The sequence below is a fragment of the Microtetraspora malaysiensis genome (genome assembly GCF_050947145.1).
Classification (GTDB): domain Bacteria; phylum Actinomycetota; class Actinomycetes; order Streptosporangiales; family Streptosporangiaceae; genus Microtetraspora_A; species Microtetraspora_A malaysiensis.
Genome location: NZ_CP191998.1, coordinates 3,197,222 through 3,215,263 on the forward strand (window position 1 = coordinate 3,197,222; position 18,042 = coordinate 3,215,263).

The window sequence follows — 18,042 nt, forward strand, 5'->3', positions numbered from 1 at the left end:
TTAGGCTGGCCCATCGTGGACTCTCTCCAGGCCATCGTGCTCGGCATCGTGCAGGGACTCACCGAATTCCTGCCCATCTCAAGTTCCGCGCACCTGCTGATCGTGCCGAAGCTGCTGGGGTGGTCCGATCCCGGCGCCGCCTTCACCGCGGTGATCCAGCTCGGCACGATGCTGGCGGTGCTCATCTACTTCTGGCGCGACATCGTCCGGATCCTGTGGACCTGGCTGCGCAGCCTGTGGACCCCGGACCTGCGCGGCCACCTCGACGCCCGCATGGGCTGGTACATCGGCCTCGGGACCGTTCCCATCGGCGTCGCCGGCCTGCTGTTCAAGGACGCGATCGAGGGCCCGGCACGCAACCTGTGGCTCAACGCCGGCATGCTCATCCTCTTCGGCCTGCTGCTGCTCGCCGCCGACCAGATGGGGCGGAAGAAGAAAGAGGTCGCCGACCTCGGCCTGCGCGACGGTTTGATCATCGGCGCCTGGCAGATGCTGCCGCTGATCCCCGGCGCCTCCCGGTCCGGCTCCACGATGACCGGCGCGATGTTCCTCGGGTACACCCGGGAGGCCGCCGCGCGGTACTCGTTCCTGCTGTCGATCCCGGCGGTGGTCCTGTCCGGACTGTTCGAGCTGCGCCACATCGGCGACGGGGGAGGCGTGCCCCCGGTGCCGACCGCGATCGCGACCATCGTCTCGTTCATCGTCGGGTACGCCTCGATCGCCTGGCTGTTGCGCTACGTCGCCAAGCATTCGACCATCGTGTTCGTGGTCTACCGGGTCTTCGCGGGCGCCTTCCTGCTCACGCTCCTCTCGCTGGGCGTGATCTCCTCATGACGACCCTCCTGCTCCTGCGGCACGGCCTCACCGCGATGACGGGGCCGGTGCTCGCGGGCTGGACGCCGGGCGTCCACCTCGACGAGCGCGGGCGAGGGCAGGCCGACGCGCTGGCCGCGAGGCTCGCGCCCCTCGACCTCGACGCCATCGTGTCCAGCCCGCTCGACCGCTGCCAGGAGACCGCGCGCGCGGTGGCGCTGCGTCAGGAGCGGTGCCGTACGGTCCAGACCGACGACCGCTTCGGCGAGTGCGGCTACGGCGACTGGACCGGCCGGCCGATCGAGGAGCTGGCCCGCGAGCCGCTCTGGCAGGTAGTCCAGGCCCACCCCAGCGCCGCGGTGTTCCCCGGAGGCGAGGCGCTCGCCGACACCCAGAGCCGGGCCGTGCGCGCCGTGCGCGAGTGGAACGACCGGCTGGGCGAGAAGGCGACCTACGCGGTCTGCACCCACGGCGACGTGATCAAGGCGATCGTCGCCGACGCGCTGGGGCTGCATCTGGACCAGTTCCAGCGGATCACCGCCTATCCCGCCTCGCTCACCGTCATCCGCTACACCCCGTTGCGCCCCTTCCTGCTCAGGCTCAACGACATCGGCGGCGACGTGGCGGACCTGATCCCTCCCAGTGAGGTTCCGGAGGAGCACGGCGGGGGAGAAAACATCACCGGGAGCGATGCCGCCGTCGGCGGCGGAGCCGGGACCACGTAAGGTCGGGTTATGCCGGTCTTCGACTACGATCCGCCTGACAGGTTCGTGGCCGGTGCCGTCGGGCAACCGGGAGCACGGGCCTTCTTCCTGCAGGCCCGCGGCCAGGGCAGGATCACCACGGTCGCGCTTGAGAAATTCCAGGTCGCCGTGCTCGCCGACCGGCTCGACGAGCTGCTCGACGAGGTGCTGCGCCGCACCGGAGGCCGCGCCCCCGTCCCCGCCTCCGCGCCCGTCGAGCTCGCCGACGATGCCCCGCTCGACCTGCCGATCGACGAGGACTTCCGGGTGGGCACGATGGCGCTCGCCTGGGACCCCGAGACCTCCCAGGTGATCATCGAGGCGCAGGAGGCCACGGCCGCCGAGGAGGAGGACGAGCTGCTCGAGCCCGACGAGCTCGAGCTCGAGCCCGCGGTCCTTCGGGTGCGGATCAGCCCCGCCGCCGCACGGGCGTTCAGCCGGCGGGCCCTCGACCTCGTCGCCGCCGGCCGTCCGCCGTGCCCGCTGTGCGGGCAGCCGCTGGAGCCGGAGGGGCACATCTGCGTACGTCTCAACGGACACCACCCCGGGGGAATGTCGGCGTGAGCGAGCGAAGCGGCGGGGCGGGCGAGCCGCCCGGCGGGGGTGCGGGCGGCGCGCCGGGCAGGGGGGCCGGATGACCGCGGAGAGCGATCCGGCCGTCGGCGTGGACGGCGTCGCCGGGCTGGACGACGCCACGGCGCTCCGCCTGCTGCGCGACGGCACCATCGATGTGGCCGGCCGTCTGGTCGAGGCCACGAACATGACGCTCTACTGCTCGGTGCGCCTGGACGAGCTCGTCGCCGCCTGTGTCTACAAGCCGGTGCGCGGCGAGCGGCCACTCTGGGACTTCCCCGACGGCACGCTGGCCGCCCGCGAAGTCGCCGCCTACGAGGTGGCCGCCGCCACTGGCTGGCGCATCGTCCCTCCGACGGTTTACCGCGACGGCCCCTTCGGTGCGGGCATGGTTCAGCTCTGGATCGACGCCGACCCGGCCGTTGACCTACTGACCTTGATCCGCGGCCGGACTCCCGGGCTGCGCCGCATGGCCCTCTTCGACGCCGTCGTCAACAACGCCGACCGCAAGGGCGGGCACCTGCTCCCGCTGGGCGACGGGCACATCTATGGCGTCGACCACGGGGTCTGCTTCTCCGTGGAGGACAAGCTGCGCACGGTGCTGTGGCAGTGGCGCGGCAAGCCGCTCTCCCGCGAGGCCGTCTCGGTCCTGGTGCATCTCGAGCGCGAGATCGACCGGGGCCGGCTGGGGCGCCGGCTGCGCGAGCTCCTCACCCAGGCCGAGGTGGAGGCCACCTGGCAGCGCGTACGGCGGCTGCTCGACACCGGCGTGCACCCCTACCCCTCCGATGACTGGCCGGCGGTTCCGTGGCCACCGATTTGAGACATCGGCGGACTTGTGCAAATCGCTCGAAACCATGCACTCTGCATGCGTCTCTACCGATTCTGGAGGGAAACCAGCATTGTGCACGGTAATCGTGAGTGTCGACCCCGAGGCTCGGGTGCCGGTGCTCCTCGCGGGTGTCAGGGACGAGTTCGTGTCGCGGCCGTGGATGTCGCCGGCGCGATACTGGGCCGCCCATCCGGGGCTGATCGGCGGGCGTGACCTGCGGGCCGGCGGCACCTGGCTGGCCGTCGACCCGGCCAACCGGCGGGTGGCCGCCCTGCTGAACGGGCAGGGGACACCGGCGCCGGAGAACATCCGGCGTTCCCGGGGCGACCTCCCGCTGCGCGCCGCGGACACCGGCGAACTGCCCCGGATCGACCTCGCCGCCTACGACCCCTTCCACCTCGTCGTCGGCGGCCTCGACGGCGTACGGCTGTGGAGCTGGAACGGCGAGCGGGTGACGGAGGAGAAGCTGCCCTCCGGCGTCCACATGATCGTCAACGGCGGGTGGGAGCGCGGTGACGACAATCCGCGCGTCAGCCGGTTCCGGCCGAGGTTCGCGGCGGCGCCACGTCCGGCGCGCCTGGGCTCCGGTTCCCCGCGCAGGTTCTGGGGGGAGTGGCTGCCGATCGCGTCGGGAGACGGCCTGCCCCTGGAGGACCCCCGCGCCCTCGTTTTCCGGCAGGTCACCGAGGACGGCCGGATCTTCGCGTCCCTCTCGGTCACCCTGGTGGCGCTGGCGGACGAGGGTGTGCGCTACGACTTCTGCCCTGTCCCCGGAGACGTCTCGTCCTGGCACCAGGTCGAGACGGTGTGACGGGGAGGGGAGCTGATCCGAGCTCTCCGCGGCGCGGATAGGCTCGGGTTCATGCGATCGTGGTCTGCTCCTAACATCCCCGCCCTGCCCGGTCCGGGTCTTCCCCTGCGCCTGTACGACACCGCCGTGCGAGAGGTCCGTGAGACCAGGCCGGAGGGCGAGGCCAGGTTGTACGTCTGCGGGATCACCCCCTACGACGCAACCCACCTGGGGCATGCCAACACCTACTTGGCGTTTGATCTGGTGAACCGGGCATGGCGGGACGCCGGCCATGAAGTCCACTACACCCAGAACGCCACGGACGTGGACGATCCGCTCCTCGAGCGCGCCCAGGCGACCGGTGTGGACTGGCAGGAGCTGGCCGAGCGTGAGATCGAGCTTTTCCGCACCGACATGGAGGCGCTGCGGATCATCCCGCCGCGTGAGTACGTCGGTGTGACCGAGGTCGTCGACCAGGTCGCGGAGCTGATCGGGAGGCTCGGCGACCGAGGCGCCACGTACCGGATCGGCGAGGATGTCTACTTCTCGGCGGCGGCGGCGCCGAAGTTCGGTGCCGTGTCGGGTTACTCCGAGGAGCAGATGCTCGAACTGTTCGGCGAGCGCGGCGGCGACCCCGACCGCGAGGGCAAGCGCCACCCCCTCGACTGGCTGCTGTGGCGCGGCCACCGGCCAGGTGAGCCGTCCTGGCCCTCGCCGTTCGGCCCGGGCCGTCCCGGCTGGCACGTGGAGTGCACCGCGATCGCGCTGGCGAACCTCGGCACCGGCTTCGACGTCGCGGGCGGCGGTTCCGACCTGATCTTCCCCCACCATGAGATGGGCGCCTGCGAGGGGCACGTCGCCACCGGGGAGTGGCCGTTCGCCCGCGCGTACGTGCACGCCGGCATGGTCGCCCTGGACGGCGAGAAGATGTCCAAGTCCCGGGGCAACCTCGTCTTCGTCTCCCGGCTGCGGCGGGGCACCGACCCCATGGCCGTACGGCTCGCGCTGCTGGACCGGCACTACCGGACGGACTGGGAGTGGACGCCGGACCAGCTCGCCGAGGCCGAGGCCAGGCTGGCCCGCTGGCGGGCGGCGGTGGCGCGTCCCTCCGGCCCGGACGGCCGGGCGGTACTCGAGGAGGTCCGGGAGCTGATCGCCGCCGACCTGGACGCGCCGGGCGCGCTGCGCGTGATCGACCGATGGGCCGCGGAGGAGGGGACCGACACGCAGGCCCCGGCACTCGTCCGGGACGTCGCCGACGCGCTGCTCGGGGTCGCGCTCTGACCGTCACGCCGACGGTCAGCCGACTTTCAAGGTTCTCACAGGCACGCCTCAACCTTGCCTGCTTGCGTGAAGGAAGCTATAGCGTTTGAGCCGAGGCCGGGGGCTCTGAGCGTGGGCCGGCCCAAAGGGGAGACACGGTGCGTGTTCGATTCCGCCGATGGGCCGGCATGGTTGCCGGTGCGACGATTCTGGGGCTCATCCTGATCGCCTGCTCGTTCGGCGGCGGCGCGTCCGGCCAGGCGGTCTCCGGGGCGGAGGTCACCGCCACCGAGGCCGCCGCGACCGCGTCCACCTGGCCCGTCTTCGGCTTCACGCATACGCAGTACACAGTTGACTACGGTCAGCGGCAGGCGCTCCGGGTCGCCCGCAACGCGATCGCCGAGAAGCGCGTCCTGCAGAACCAGCACATCATGGGCTTCGGCGCGCTCAACCCCGAGCCCCGCCCCGGTGTGTACGACTTCGCCAGCCTGGACGAGCGGATCGACCTCATCCGCAAGACCCACGGCATCCCCGTCATCACCCTGTGCTGCGCGCCCGACTGGATGAAGGGCGGCACCCCCGGCCGTACCAACTGGAGCCGCATCGAGGTGGCGCCGCTGCCCGAGCACTACCAGGACTTCGCCGACCTCGCCGCCCGGATCGCCCGCAGATATCCCGACGTCACCCACTTCATCGTGTGGAACGAGCTCAAGGGCTTCTTCGACGAGAACAAGCACCGGTGGAACTACGAGGGTTACACCGACATGTACAACCGGGTCTACCAGGCGCTCAAGGCCGTCAACCCCAAGATCGAGGTCGGCGGGCCGTACCCGGCCCTGGGCGGGTTCGACGCGCCGTCTGAGGTGCACGGCGACTGGGGCAACGTGGACCAGCGCGTGCTCGACGCGCTGAAATACTGGATCAAGCACAACAAGGGCGCGGACTTCATCGTCGTGGACGGGACGTCCGAGAGCGACAAGGGGATGGTCCCCGACGCGTTCGGCGCGCTGAAGAAGTTCTCCGCCGTCAACGCGTGGCTGCACCGGCACACGAACCTGCCGATCTGGTGGGCCGAGTGGTACGCCGAGCCGGCCCGCTCCGGCTGGCCGGAGAACAAGCGGCTCGCGGTCCACGCCGCGGCCATGATGGAGTTCGCCCGGAGCAGGACCACCGCCGCCCTCTACTGGAGCCGCCAGGAGGAGAGGGGGGAGTGCCCCGAGGGCTGCCTCTGGACGAACCCGCGCGAGTCGGACGGCGGGCGGCCGAGTGCGATGCTCCGCCTCATCCAGGAGTTCGCCCGCTCGTTCCCCAGTGGCACCCCGATCGTGCCGGTGAACGTCTCGCCCGCGTCCGTACGCGCGCTCGGGCAGGCGGACAGAATCGTCGTCGTGAACACTCGGGATAAATCGGTCAAAGCGACAATTGACCGAAAAGTCGTTGATCTTGCGCCATATGAGGTCCGCTGGATTTCTCGCGGGGGATAATCCGTTCAGGTAGCATTTTTCGGCATGAGCGACCACAACTGGCCTTCCGTTGCGGCCGTCATCTGCTCCCGTGGTGACCGCGCCGTCTTTCTGCGGGAGGCGGTCGAGTCGATCGTCGCCCAGGACTATCCGGGTCGCATCACCGTGATGGTGGTGTTCGACCGCGCCGAGCCCGACGAGAGCCTCACCGAGCTGGGCGCCGGCCCCACGCGCGAGGTGCGGGTCATGCTCAGCGACCGCCGTCCCGGGCTGCCGGCGAGCCGGAACGCGGGCATCCTCGCCACCGACTCCGAGCTGGTCGGCTTCTGCGACGACGACGACGCCTGGTTGCCCGGCAAGCTCACCGGCCAGGTGAAGGCCCTGCAGGCGCGGCCCCGCGCGCTGTTCGCCTCCTGCGGCGCGGTGACCATGTACGACGGGTGGTCGGCCGAGTGCATGTGGCCCAAGCCGCAGATCGCGCACGCCGACCTGCTCATGTCGCGGGTGAAGGAGGCGAACGCCGACTCCTTCCTCGTCTACCGCGGCGCGCTCCTCGGCCCGATCGGACTGTTCTCCGAGGAGATCCCCGGCGGCTTCGCCGAGGACTACGAGATGCTGCTGCGCGCCGCGCGCCACTCGCCCATCGTGTACGCCCACCAGGTGGGGGTCCGGGTCCGCGGCCACGGCCGCACGTCGCACTTCACCGGCGACTGGGAGACCATCGCCGAGGCCAACGAGTGGCTCCTTTCCACCTATCCCGAGTTCCGCGCGGAGCGCCGGGGGTTCGCCCGCGTGGCGGGGCAGATCAGCCTGGCCTGGGGCATGCTCGGCCGGCGTGGCGCGGCGCTGCACTGGGCGTGGCGCGCGTTCCTGGCCAACCCGCTGGAGATCCGGTCGTACGTGGTCACCGCGCTGGCGATGCGCGCGGTGAGCCGCTCCTGGGTCCAGCGCCGCCTCAACGCCGCCGGGGCGACCTCCTGACCGCCGTCCCTCAGGTGAGGTTGTCGGCGAGCCGGGCGATGCCGTCGATCAGCGGCGGGATCGCCGCGATGTGCCCGGCCGCGCGGACCGGCCGGGCCCGCCGGAGCTGGGTGCGCAGCCACTTCTCCGCCGGCGCGGCGCGCAGCCGCAGCGAGCCGTACCCGTCGCCGATGCAGGACCGGGTGTAGGCGAAGGGGCCCTGCTCCCGGTACGGATCGACGGTGACGCAGCCGTAGGCGTACCCGGCGGCGCGGACCGCGTCGAGCACGCGCCCGTCGGCGAAGCCGTACGGGTAGCAGATGCCGTCCGCGGGCTGGCCGGTGATCTCACGCAGGATCTCGCGGCTACGGGTCAGCTCCTTGGCCAGGCTCTTGTCGTCCAGCGTGGTCAGCGCGGTGTGGGTCAGGCCGTGCGAGGCGATCTCCATGCCGGCGTCGGACGCGCGCCGCAGGTCGTCCGCGCTCATCAGCTCCTTGCGCGGGCCGGGCTCGTCCCACTTGTTGTACTGACTCAGCAGCCCCGACACGATGTACAGGCTCGCCGTGAAGTCGTAGCGCCGCAGGACGGGAAGCGCGTGCTCCATGAAATCGGCGTACCCGTCGTCGAAGGTGAGCGCGATCATGCCGCTCCGGTCATCGGCGGAGAGCAGCTCCCGCATCGTCACGCCGCGCTTGTCCTGCTTGTAGATCCACCTGATCTGCGTTTCGAAATTGTCGGGAGTGACAGTCAATGTGTAGGGATCGTACGTGTAGTGATCGACTGAGTGATACATCCAGATCGCAGGCACTTAAGAAGTGTAGGAATTCAATTAGCACGCTTTCGGGTTCGTGATCGCATCGTGACGTACATGTGCACGGCGAAAGCCGCACCTTCTCACAAACCCCATGAATAACGGATCGCGCTGCTACGATCACGGTCATGAGCGAAGAGCGCCCGCCTTCGGTGGCGGCCGTCATCTGCACCCGCGGTGACCGTGCCGAGCTCCTGCGGGAGGCAGTGGAGTCGATCGTTCGCCAGGACTATCCGGGCCGGATCACCGTGATGGTGGTCCACGACCGGGTGGCGCCCGACGAGAGCCTCACCGAGCTGGCCGCGGGCCCCGCGCGCGAGGTGCGGGTCATGCTCAGCGACCGCCAGGCGGGGCTGCCCGCCAGCCGGAACGCCGGCGTCCTCGCCACCGACTCCGAGTTGGTCGGCTTCTGCGACGACGACGACGCGTGGCTGCCCGGCAAGCTGTCCGCGCAGGTCGACGAGCTCGCGCGGCGTCCCGACGCGGGCTCCGTCGCCTGCGGGGCCGTGTCCCTGCACGACGGCTGGACCAGCGAGTGCGTCTGGGGCAAGCCGGAGATCACCTTCGCCGACCTGCTGCGCTCCCGGGTGAAGGAGGCGCCGCCGTCCTCGTTCCTGATGCGGCGCGACGTGCTGCTCGGCCCCGCCGGGCTGTTCTCCGAGGAGATCCCCGGCGGCTTCGCCGAAGACTACGAGATGCTGCTGCGCCTGGCCGCGCACGCTCCCGTGGCGTACGTGCGGCAGGTGGGGGTGCGGATCCGGGTGCACGGCCGCACCTCCCACTTCACCGGGAACTGGGCGGTCATCGCCGAGGCGCTGGAGTGGCTGCTGCGGGAGTATCCCGACTTCGCCGGGGTGCGCCGCGGGCACGCGCGCATCGCCGGGCAGATCGCCCTGTCCAAGGGCATGCTCGGCCAGCGGCGCGAGGCGCTGCGCTGGGCCTCGCGGGCGTTCCGCGCCAGCCCGCTGGAGATCCGCTCGTACGTGGCCGCGGCGATGGCGCTGCACGCGGTGAGCCGCTCGTGGGTGCTCGCCCGGCTGGCGGCCGCCGGGGCTACGAGCTGACCGCGCCGCCGTCGCCGCGCGAGTCCGCCGCGGCCCCGCGGCGCAGGTTCCCGTACCGCCGCAGCACCCGGTCGGCGACGCCGTACAGGCGCGGCCGGTCCAGCACGTACTGCTTCGCGGCCCGGACGGGGGAGTGGCGGACCCAGTGCAGCGCCGCCCCGGCCGAGCGGCGGCGTACGCACCCCTCGGACACCATGTGGCCGCTCGTGCGCAGGTTCTGCTTGTAGTCGTCGCCCTTGCTGACGCTCCAGTCCATCTGGGTGATGCCGTCCTGCGCGGCGGCCTTCGCCATCAGCAGGTGCTGGACCAGCCCGGGGGAGTACTTGGAATACTCCGCGTCGTAGGCGGGGAACCAGCCGGCCAGCAGCGGGCCCGAGCGCAGCCCGATGTGCCCGGCGATCGGCGTGTCCCCGGCGTACAGCATGGTCAGCAGGCCCGCGCAGCCGGGCGCGTCGCCGGCGTGCAGCCGCTCGACCAGTTCGACCACCCACGGCTGCCCGAACCGGTCCGGGCGGCCGATGCGGCGGTACTGGCTCGACTTCCACCGCATCAGCGTGCGCAGGTCGGCGATGTCGGCGCTGTGCAACTCCACCCGCAGCGGCCCGACGTCGCGGCCGAGCTTGCGCTCGCGGTAGAGGCCCATCTTGAGGGTGCGCGGCGCGTTGGCCTTCACCTTGGCCAGGTAGTCGTCGTATCCGCCGCCCACGTCGATGAGCACCGACTCCGCCTCCAGCGCGGCGTACGGGGCGAACCACGGCTGGCCGCCGACCAGGAACTCGAACTCCCAGACGGCCAGCCCGCAGCCGCGCAGCAAACGCGCGGCGTCGATCTCGGTCCCCGGCCGGTGGACGACGCCCTGGGCCAGCGAGACCCAGCCGGCGATCGGCTTTCCCACCCCCATCGGATGGCGTTCGAACGGGAAGAATCCGACGGTGCGGTTCCCCTCCGAGAGCACCGCGACGAAGGCGTCGCCTCGCACCTCGCCGACGGCCATGGTGAATTCCGGGGAGAGGAACGGGCTGGCCAAATGCGGCTGGGAGTCCTGCATCGACCGCCATTCCGCCTGTTCGCCGGGGCCGAGTTCATTCGGGCGGATGACCGAGATCTGCATGAGATCCTTTCGCGGCGGGGGGAATGCCCATTCTAGGGTGACGGAATGCCGCGATGTGGGATCCTTTGGGAGTGGAGCTCACCGCTGATCTTGACATTGCGAAGCTGGACTTCTGGGAGCGGCCCGTTTCCGAGCGACACGAGGCTTTCGCGTGGCTCAGGGAGCAAGAGCGTCCTTTGTTCTTCGCCCAGCCCAAGGTCCCCCTGGCGCGCGCGGGCAAGGGTTTCTACGCGCTCGTCCGCCACTCGGACGTGACCGAGGCGAGCAGGAACGGCGCGGTTTTCGCCAACAGCCCGGCGGTTACTAATCCAGAACCCCCCAAATGGGTGAAATACATCTACGGCGACTCGCTGGAGAACAAGGACGCCCCCGAGCACACCCGGCTGCGGCGGATCGTCTCCCGCGCGTTCGCTCCCCGCATGATGGCGCGGCTGGAGGAGCCCATGCGGCGGCGCGCGGAGCAGGCCGTGAGCGCCCTGGCCGCGCACGGTCCGGGCGACTTCGTCGAGCTGGTCACGCAGGACTACACCACGCACGTGGTCTGCGACCTGCTGGGCATCCCGGACGAGGACCGGCCGCAGGTCATGCGCTGGGTCCGCGACACCGTGGAGTACCAGGCGGTGCGCAGTGACCCCAAGGGGATGCTGCGGCACGCGCTGAAGAACACCAGGGCCACTTTCGGCCTGCGCAACCTGGTGATCCGGTTGGGCAGGCAGCGGCGCCGGGACCCCGGCGACGACGTCATCTCCGCTCTGGCGGGCGCCGACGTCGAGGGCGAGCGGCTGACCGGCATGGAGCTGGGCGCGTTCTTCCTGCTCCTCGTGGTGGCCGGCATCGACACCCCCGGCCACACCATGTCGCACGCGCTCGCGCTGCTGAGCGAGCACCCCGAGCAGCGCGAGCTGCTGCTCTCGGACTACGACCGCCACATGTCCGGCGCGGTGGACGAGATCGTGCGCTACGCCTCGCCCATCACCCAGCTCCAGCGCACCGTGACGAAGGAGTACGAGCTGCGCGGGCAGCGGCTCGCCCCCGGGGACAAGGTGGTGCTGTTCTACAACTCCGCCAACCGGGACGAGCGGGTCTTCACCGACCCCGGCGTCTTCGACATCACCCGCGGCCCCAACCCGCACGTCGCCTTCGGCGGCCCGGGAGCCCACTACTGCCTGGGCGCCCACCTGGCCAAGCGCGAGCTGACCGTGCTCTTCCAGGAGCTGTTCACCCGCCTGCCGGACATCCGGCTCGCCGCGCCCCCCGAGCCCATGGTGTCCACGTTCAATCACGCCATCCGGCGGCTGCCCGTCACGTTCTCCTGAGCCGGGCGTAGGTCTTGAGTACCCGGTCCGCGCGGTCGCGCAGGACGGGGTTGGCCAGCACGGTGTTGCGCAGCGCGCGCACCGGCGTGCGGGCCAGCCACTGTACGGCCGCGCCCGGCGACGGCCGGGCCACCCGGCCCTCGGCCACCTCCAGGTCGCGGGTCTTGAGTTTCTCCTTGTAGTCCTTCTCGCCCCGGCCCATGTCGATCAGCGTCAGGCCCATCGCGGCGAAGTCCCGGGCGATGTCCAGGTGCATGACCATGCCGGGGGAGTAGCGGGCGTACTCGACGTCGTAGGTGGGGAACCACATGCACAGCCGGGTCCCGGTGCGCAGGCCGAAGTGCCCGGCGATCAGCCGGTCCCCGGCGTACAGCAGCGACAGGGCGCCGGCGAAGCGGTCGGTGCGGATCGCGTGCAGCCGCTCCACCAGCTCGACGATCCACGGATGCGCGAACCTGTCCGTGCGGCCGGTCCTGCGGTACTGCGCCGACTTCCAGGCGAGCAGCTCGCGCAGCGCGGCACCGTCGGCGGACTCGGCGACGTGCCTGACCTCGCCCACCTCGCGGCCGAGCCGTCCGCGCTGGTAGCGCGTCATCTTGTGCGTCTTCGGGGAGCGCTGCCGCAGCGCGGTGAGGTACGCGTCGAACCCGTCGGCGATGTCGATGGCCGGGGACGGGAAGCGGGCCGCGTGGTGGGGGGCGAACATCGGCTGCGCCACGGAGAGGTGGTCGAACTCCCACGTGGCGAGGCCGGCGGCGCGCAGCAGCCGTCCGGCGTCGAGCTCCAGGCCCTGCGCGTACACCATGCCCTGCAGGTCGGTGAGCCCCGCCGCGACCGGGCGGCCGATGCCGAGGCGGTGTTTCTCGAACGGAAAGAATCCCGCGATTCCCGAACCGTCGCCGATGACGGCCACGCGCACGTACGGGCGGAGGATCCCGACATTCTGGACGAACTCGGGGGACAGAAAGGGATTGTCCTGTTCCGGATCCGCGTCCTGGAACTTTCGCCACCGATCGAGTTCCGGTTCGCCGAGATCACTGGGATGGATCACAGAAATCTGCACCACGCCATAATCTCGCTTTAAAGCCGATAAGCGACCCCAATCGCCCGCAAGGTCTATCTCGCCTCGATATTCTTTCGCGCGTGGGACGGCACTCGACCGGTACGGGGTCGCCTCGTTGGCCGCTCGCGGTCGGCCTCCTCGTGGTGACGGTCGCCGCGATGGCGGCGATCCTTGGGGGCGCCGCCGCCCGGCGCTCCGGAGGCGCGGGTGGCGCGACGACGGCGCCGCGCCCGGTCTCCGCGGTGACGCCGCTCTCCTTCGAGGGGGTGGCGGGCCCGCCTGAGCGGTGGCCGCGCTGGGGCATGACCCACACGCAGTACAGCGTGACCGAGGACGATCCGGCGGCCGCGGAGCGCGCGCGGGAGGCACTGGGCGCCCGGCCCGTCGTGCAGAACCAGCACATCATGGGGTTCGGGGCGGGCAACCCGGAGCCCGAGCCGGGAGCGTACGACTTCTCCTCCCTGGACGAGCGGGCGCGGCTCATGGCGGAGACCGGGGCGGCCCCGGTCATCACGCTCTGCTGCGCCCCCGACTGGATGAAGGGCGGGCGTCCCGGCGAGACCGACTGGAGTCTGCTGGAGATCGCCCCGCGGCGCGAGCACTTCGCCGACTTCGCCCGGCTGGCCGCGGCCGTGGCCCGGCGCTATCCCAACATCCGCCACTTCATCGTGTGGAACGAGTTCAAGGGCTTCTGGGACGGCCCGCGCCGGGAATGGAACGCCGCCGCCTACACCGAGCTGTACAACCAGGTGTACGACGCGCTCAAGGCGGTGAACCCGGCGATCAAGGTGGGCGGGCCGTACGTGCCGGTGGCCAGCCGGGCCGGGGACGCGGCCGGCTCCGAGGTCGCCGGTCCCTGGGGCGCGGTGGACCCCACGGTGCTCAAGGCGGTCGACTACTGGCTGCGCCACAAGCGGGGCGCGGACTTCGTGGTCGTCGACGGCGGGGTGACCGGCGAGGACGGCCGGTCCCGGCCGGACGAGTTCGGGGCGCTCGGCAAGTTCGGCGCGATGACCACGTGGCTGCGCGAGCGCTCCGGCCTGCCCGTGTGGTGGGCCGAGTTCTACCCGCTGCCCTGCGCCTCGCTGGAGCCGGGCGGCGCCTGCCCCGCGCTCGACTGGGACGAGCGGCGCCGTACGGCGGTGACGGCGGCGGCGCTGATCGAACTGGCCGCGAGCGGCGCGGACACCGCGCTCTACTGGGACACCCACCGGCCGAAGGCCCGCGACTGCCCGCTCTGCCTGTGGTCGGGAGATGACGGCGCCCCGCGGCCCGCGCTGGCGCTGCTGCGGGACTTCGCCCACCGGTTCCCCGAAGGGACCGAACCGGTCGCCGTGGACGTCTCGACGCCCCGGGTGCGCGCTCTCGGCGGTGTCGGACGGACGATCGTCGTGAACACGACCGACCGCCGTCTCACCGCCCGGGTGGACGGCCGCGAGCTGACGCTCAAGCCGTACGAGGTGCGCTGGACGGACCGCTGACCGGCTGACGGTCAGAGGCCGAGGGTGAGAAAGCGCTCCACCACGACGGCCAGCGCGATCACCGCCAGGACGGCGGCGGCCTGAATGAGGCGGCGGCGCGTCCGCGTCCGCGGCGACCCGGTCAGCCGCATCGTCTCGGCGGAGATCAGCGTGCCGGTGTACAGGACGACGGCGGCGACGCCCACGGGCGTCCAGGGGGTGCCGCCGGGCGGAGTCACCGTGAGGTCGGGCGCCGGGGGGACCGAACCCGCCGGGGGCCGGCGCAGCGCGTAGACCGCGGCGTCCCGGTTCGCGTACAGCGTGACGAGGTCGGGGGAGGCGGCCATGGCCCCGCGCATCCGGACGCCCCAGTCGCGGGGGAACCCGTCGCCGAGCGGGTCGGTGACCTCCATCATGGTCTCCTGGCTGCGCGCGGCCAGCAGGAAGGTGCCCGGCCCCGTCTCACGCAGTGCCGCCACGATCGGCGCGATGTCGGTGGGATCGACCGGCGGGGAGACGCCCAGCCACTCGATCCGCTCGACGTGCTTCTCCCGCCACGGGATCACGCTGTAGGCCGTGTCGCCCGTCACCGTGCCGGGTTTCTCCTCGGTCGGGGTCAGCATCAGGACGCGCGCGCTCGGCTTGTCGTGGGCGTAGATGTAGTCGAGCGCCGCGGCCTCACCGGAGGTCACCCGCTCGAACTGCTCGTTGCCGTACTTGGCGATGTAGAAGCCGCCGGCGAGGCTGAGCACGGTCACGAAGGCGAGCGCCATCGGGAGACGGGCCCGCAGCCGCACCAGGGCGGAGCGGGCCGGCCGGGTCTGGCGGACCTCGCGCAGCCGCACGCTGTCGGGCGAGCTGGGGAAGAACGCGTACGCCGCGAGCAGGCAGGCCCCGGGCAGCATGAAGAAGTAGACGCGCAGCCCCATCTCGCCGCCGTAGCTCTGCATGGCCATGGCGGACACCGGCAGCACGGTCAGCACCAGGGCGACCCGGTCGATCACCCGGCGCCGCAGCCGGCGCAGCAGGCCGATCCCGGCCAGCAGCGCGAGCGCGACGGCGAAGCCGAGCCGCACCTTCAGCACGAGCGCGTGCACCGGGTCGCCGGTCGAGGCGGCGATCCGGCCGGTGGTGTTGGTGGTCAGGTTGTTCACCAGCGACCCGAAGGCGCCGAACATGTCCCCGAGGTGACCCGCCCAGTACGGCGTGGCCAGGTAGCTCACCCACGCGACGGCCAGCCCGCCGATCAGCCACGGCAGCGTGCTCAGCGAGCAGCGCCGTACGATCACCAGGCCGAGGGCGGCCGAGGTCATCATGAACGGGGTGATCTGGTGGCTCGCGGTGGCCGCGGCGCCGAGCACGATCAGGACGGCGAACAGCACGATCCGCGTCATCCCGTCCGCGGGACGGGAGGCGAACTCGCCGGGGTCCGCCGCGTCGAGCAGCCGGGCGATCCGGCCGAACACCGTACGCGGCGGCCGGCCCGGCTCGGCGCGCTCCTCCCTGCCGAACCAGGTGACGATGATCGCCAGGAACAGCAGGTACATGAAGTACGTGGTGCCCTGCGGCGAGAAGTAGTCCTGGCCGATCCACTGGAGGGTGACGAACAGGATCGCGGCCAGCCACTTGGCCCGCCGGTCGGCGCGCATCCGGCGCAGGATCAGCAGCAGGGGGACCAGGTAGAGGATGTTCGCGGCGACCGGGTACCAGTTCATGAACTGGCGCAGGTCGTCCATCCCCATCGCGCTGCCGACGAAGGCGAACAGCGAGAAGAACCCGGGCCAGCTGAAGCGCGCGTCCAGGCCGGGCAGCGTCTCGCCGCTGCGCGCGATGAACTCCACGAACCCCGCGTGCAGCCAGGCCGTCGGGAACCGCGGCTCGCCGGAGACGAGCGCCGACGCGCCGTGCAGGCAGAAGGTGACGGCGAAGAGCTGCAGGAGCAGCAGGACCGGACGGTAGCGGCGCTGCGTCAGCGTCACGAAGAACGACGCGATGAGCAGCGCCAGACCGCCGAGCGCCACCGGAGGGAGCACGGAGATCAGGCCGAGGCCGTTCATCCGGTCCGTGTCGACGCCGGTCAGCGAGGTGCGCGGGGCGACCAGCGCGATCACGAAGATCGCGAAACCCTCGGTGGCGAGCACCGGCAGCACCCAGCGTCGCGCCCGTTCCGCCCAGCCCGGCCCGGGGCCGCCGGCGCGGATCGGCACGGCCCGGCCGAGCGAGGAGACGAGGGCGCCGGCACGGTGGGGGATGGTGGCCACGGAGACCATCATGCGTGAGACCGGGCCGGTCGGGGCGTGTCCCGGGACGATCAACGCACGCAGCAGGGAGGGCGCGATCGCGAGCGCCACCGCGAGCTGCGCGACCAGGAGGGCCGTGCCCACGCCGTTGATCCCGAGGCGGGGGAGCAGCAGGAAGGCCCCGCCGAACGCGAGGGCGCACATCGCGCCCTGGACGACGGCGAGCGTCCTGGCGCGGCTGCGCGCCCGCAGCACGCCCAGATAGATCTCGATCACCGCGCGGGGCAGCGCGGCCAGGGCGATGAGCCGCAGCAGGGCGGTCGCGTGCGCGGCGTGCCCCGGCCCGAACACCGCCATGACGTACGGCGCGAGCACGAGGACGGCGAGCACCGCCGGGGCGAGGACCGCCAGCGAGCGGGCGAGCGCACGGCGGGCGTGCTGGGCGAGCCCGGCCGAGTCGAAGACGGCCTCCACGGTCAGCGAGGAGGCCATCGTGAAGGCCAGCATCTCCAGGATGCCGCCCAGCATCCCGGTGCTGTAGTAGTAGTTGTACGTTGTCGCGTCCACGTGGACGCCCACGATCACCGGCAGCAGATACGTGATCGCCAGGATGAACGTGGATCCCAGGTAGTCGCCCGCGAGGAACCGTCCGACGGCGCGCAGGGTGGGCGGCGTGCGGTCCGCGGTGTCGCGCGCGTGGCGCGGGACGAGCCTGCGGAACATCAGCAGGTTGACCGGCACCACGGACAGCGCGACCGCGACCACCCACGACACGGTGATCCCGGCCGCGGGCAGGAGCCGGGCCAGCGCGACCAGCAGCACGATCTTGACGAGGCTCGACCCGATGGTGCTGAACGGGACCCAGGTCGCCTTCCGCAGCCCGGTCAGCGCCACGTCCTGGAGGGTGAAGACGACCCAGACGAGCACCGCGCCGACGAACAGCGTCCCCGGGCCGAGCCCGGCCAGGTCGCGGTAGTTGTCCCCCCACCGGTCCAGGGTGAGCAGGAAGACCACGGTCGCCAGGCCCGCCGCGGCGAGGGAGACCAGGTAGACCGAGCGGATGAACCGGCCCGTCGCCCGGCCGGCGTCCGGGATGAACCGCGTGAGGGTGCCGACGAAGCCGAACGACGTGATCGCGGCGAGAAGGCGCATCGCCCCGATCGCGGCCATCGCGCGGCCGCCGTTCGCCGTGTCGTACAGGCGGGCCGCGAGCACCCAGTAGATCAGGCCGAGTCCGCCGGAGCCGACCGCGCTGACCATGAGCGCGTACGCGTTCCTGAGCAGGGGGTCGCGCAGGCCGAGGGTGAAGCGTGCGCCACGAGTCGCGCGCCCCTGATCCTCCCGCGTCACGTCGTCGGGCGTCGTGCGAGGGAGGATCTCAGTCACGGGGCTGCTTCCAGCGGCACAGCGGGTACCCCCACATCGGGCCGGACGGCGACGCCGCGCCGCGGGCGGCGGCACGGCAAGATCGACGTGATTGTCCGGCAGGACACCGCCGCGCCGCAAGGGGAATCGCGAAGCGGCGGAGCCGTGCGGACGG

The 18,042-nt window shown here is 71.5% G+C and carries 15 protein-coding genes; 11 read left to right on the forward strand and 4 right to left on the reverse strand.

What is annotated here, in order from left to right; genetic code table 11:
- Nucleotides 1–15 precede the first annotated feature (15 nt).
- The 8 genes from ACQP1V_RS15220 (at nt 16) to ACQP1V_RS15255 (ending at nt 7,458) form a co-directional block, all read left to right on the forward strand.
- Nucleotides 16–834 (forward strand): undecaprenyl-diphosphate phosphatase, encoded by an 819-nt coding sequence (locus ACQP1V_RS15220; RefSeq protein ID WP_387411054.1) that lies wholly within the window; start codon nt 16–18, stop codon nt 832–834.
- Complete coding sequence (locus ACQP1V_RS15225; RefSeq protein WP_433423227.1) at nt 831–1,538, forward strand: histidine phosphatase family protein; 708 nt, start codon at nt 831–833, stop codon at nt 1,536–1,538. Before ACQP1V_RS15220 ends, ACQP1V_RS15225 begins: the two co-directional genes overlap by 4 nt.
- A gap of 9 nt (nt 1,539–1,547) precedes the next feature.
- Nucleotides 1,548–2,120 (forward strand): DUF3090 domain-containing protein, encoded by a 573-nt coding sequence (locus tag ACQP1V_RS15230; protein WP_433423229.1) that lies wholly within the window; start codon nt 1,548–1,550, stop codon nt 2,118–2,120.
- Between the two features lie 70 nt (nt 2,121–2,190).
- A complete protein-coding gene (locus ACQP1V_RS15235; protein WP_433423230.1) occupies nt 2,191–2,952 on the forward strand; it encodes an SCO1664 family protein in 762 nt (253 codons plus the stop codon).
- A 94-nt stretch (nt 2,953–3,046) separates the two neighbouring features.
- The gene (locus ACQP1V_RS15240) at nt 3,047–3,772 is read left to right on the forward strand and encodes an NRDE family protein (RefSeq protein ID WP_369407198.1); all 726 of its coding nucleotides are present in this window, start codon (nt 3,047–3,049) and stop codon (nt 3,770–3,772) included.
- Nucleotides 3,773–3,823: 51 nt separating this feature from the next.
- Entirely contained in the window at nt 3,824–5,035 is a 1,212-nt protein-coding gene (gene mshC / locus ACQP1V_RS15245; RefSeq protein ID WP_433423233.1) for a cysteine--1-D-myo-inosityl 2-amino-2-deoxy-alpha-D-glucopyranoside ligase, read from the forward strand.
- A gap of 137 nt (nt 5,036–5,172) precedes the next feature.
- Complete coding sequence (locus ACQP1V_RS15250; RefSeq protein ID WP_387411064.1) at nt 5,173–6,498, forward strand: GH39 family glycosyl hydrolase; 1,326 nt, start codon at nt 5,173–5,175, stop codon at nt 6,496–6,498.
- Nucleotides 6,499–6,522: 24 nt separating this feature from the next.
- Nucleotides 6,523–7,458 carry a glycosyltransferase family 2 protein gene (locus ACQP1V_RS15255; RefSeq protein ID WP_433423236.1) on the forward strand — a complete coding sequence of 312 codons (936 nt, stop codon included), beginning with the start codon at nt 6,523–6,525 and terminating at the stop codon, nt 7,456–7,458.
- 10 nt (nt 7,459–7,468) lie between these two features.
- Here the strand turns inward: ACQP1V_RS15255 and ACQP1V_RS15260 are convergent, their stop codons facing one another.
- Nucleotides 7,469–8,188, reverse strand: coding sequence for a polysaccharide deacetylase family protein (locus ACQP1V_RS15260; protein WP_433423238.1), 720 nt, complete (start codon nt 8,186–8,188; stop codon nt 7,469–7,471).
- 188 nt (nt 8,189–8,376) lie between these two features.
- On the opposite strand from ACQP1V_RS15260, the gene ACQP1V_RS15265 reads away from it, so the two are divergent.
- The gene (locus tag ACQP1V_RS15265) at nt 8,377–9,312 is read left to right on the forward strand and encodes a glycosyltransferase family 2 protein (protein ID WP_433423241.1); all 936 of its coding nucleotides are present in this window, start codon (nt 8,377–8,379) and stop codon (nt 9,310–9,312) included.
- On the opposite strand, the gene ACQP1V_RS15270 is transcribed toward ACQP1V_RS15265, so the two are convergent.
- On the reverse strand, nt 9,302–10,423 hold the full coding sequence (locus tag ACQP1V_RS15270) for a GNAT family N-acetyltransferase (RefSeq protein ID WP_433423244.1): 1,122 nt from the start codon (nt 10,421–10,423) through the stop codon (nt 9,302–9,304). The two genes, ACQP1V_RS15265 and ACQP1V_RS15270, sit on opposite strands and share 11 nt — an antisense overlap.
- Before the next feature lie 176 nt (nt 10,424–10,599).
- On the opposite strand from ACQP1V_RS15270, the gene ACQP1V_RS15275 reads away from it, so the two are divergent.
- Entirely contained in the window at nt 10,600–11,739 is a 1,140-nt protein-coding gene (locus tag ACQP1V_RS15275) for a cytochrome P450 (RefSeq protein ID WP_433423247.1), read from the forward strand.
- Here the strand turns inward: ACQP1V_RS15275 and ACQP1V_RS15280 are convergent.
- Entirely contained in the window at nt 11,726–12,802 is a 1,077-nt protein-coding gene (locus tag ACQP1V_RS15280) for a GNAT family N-acetyltransferase (RefSeq protein WP_387411072.1), read from the reverse strand. The genes ACQP1V_RS15275 and ACQP1V_RS15280 overlap by 14 nt on opposite strands.
- 80 nt (nt 12,803–12,882) lie before the next feature.
- On the opposite strand from ACQP1V_RS15280, the gene ACQP1V_RS15285 reads away from it, so the two are divergent.
- Entirely contained in the window at nt 12,883–14,283 is a 1,401-nt protein-coding gene (locus ACQP1V_RS15285; RefSeq protein WP_433423251.1) for a xylan 1,4-beta-xylosidase, read from the forward strand.
- A gap of 11 nt (nt 14,284–14,294) precedes the next feature.
- Here the strand turns inward: ACQP1V_RS15285 and ACQP1V_RS15290 are convergent, their stop codons facing one another.
- The gene (locus ACQP1V_RS15290; protein WP_433423254.1) at nt 14,295–17,888 is read right to left on the reverse strand and encodes a lipopolysaccharide biosynthesis protein; all 3,594 of its coding nucleotides are present in this window, start codon (nt 17,886–17,888) and stop codon (nt 14,295–14,297) included.
- Nucleotides 17,889–18,042 lie beyond the last annotated feature (154 nt).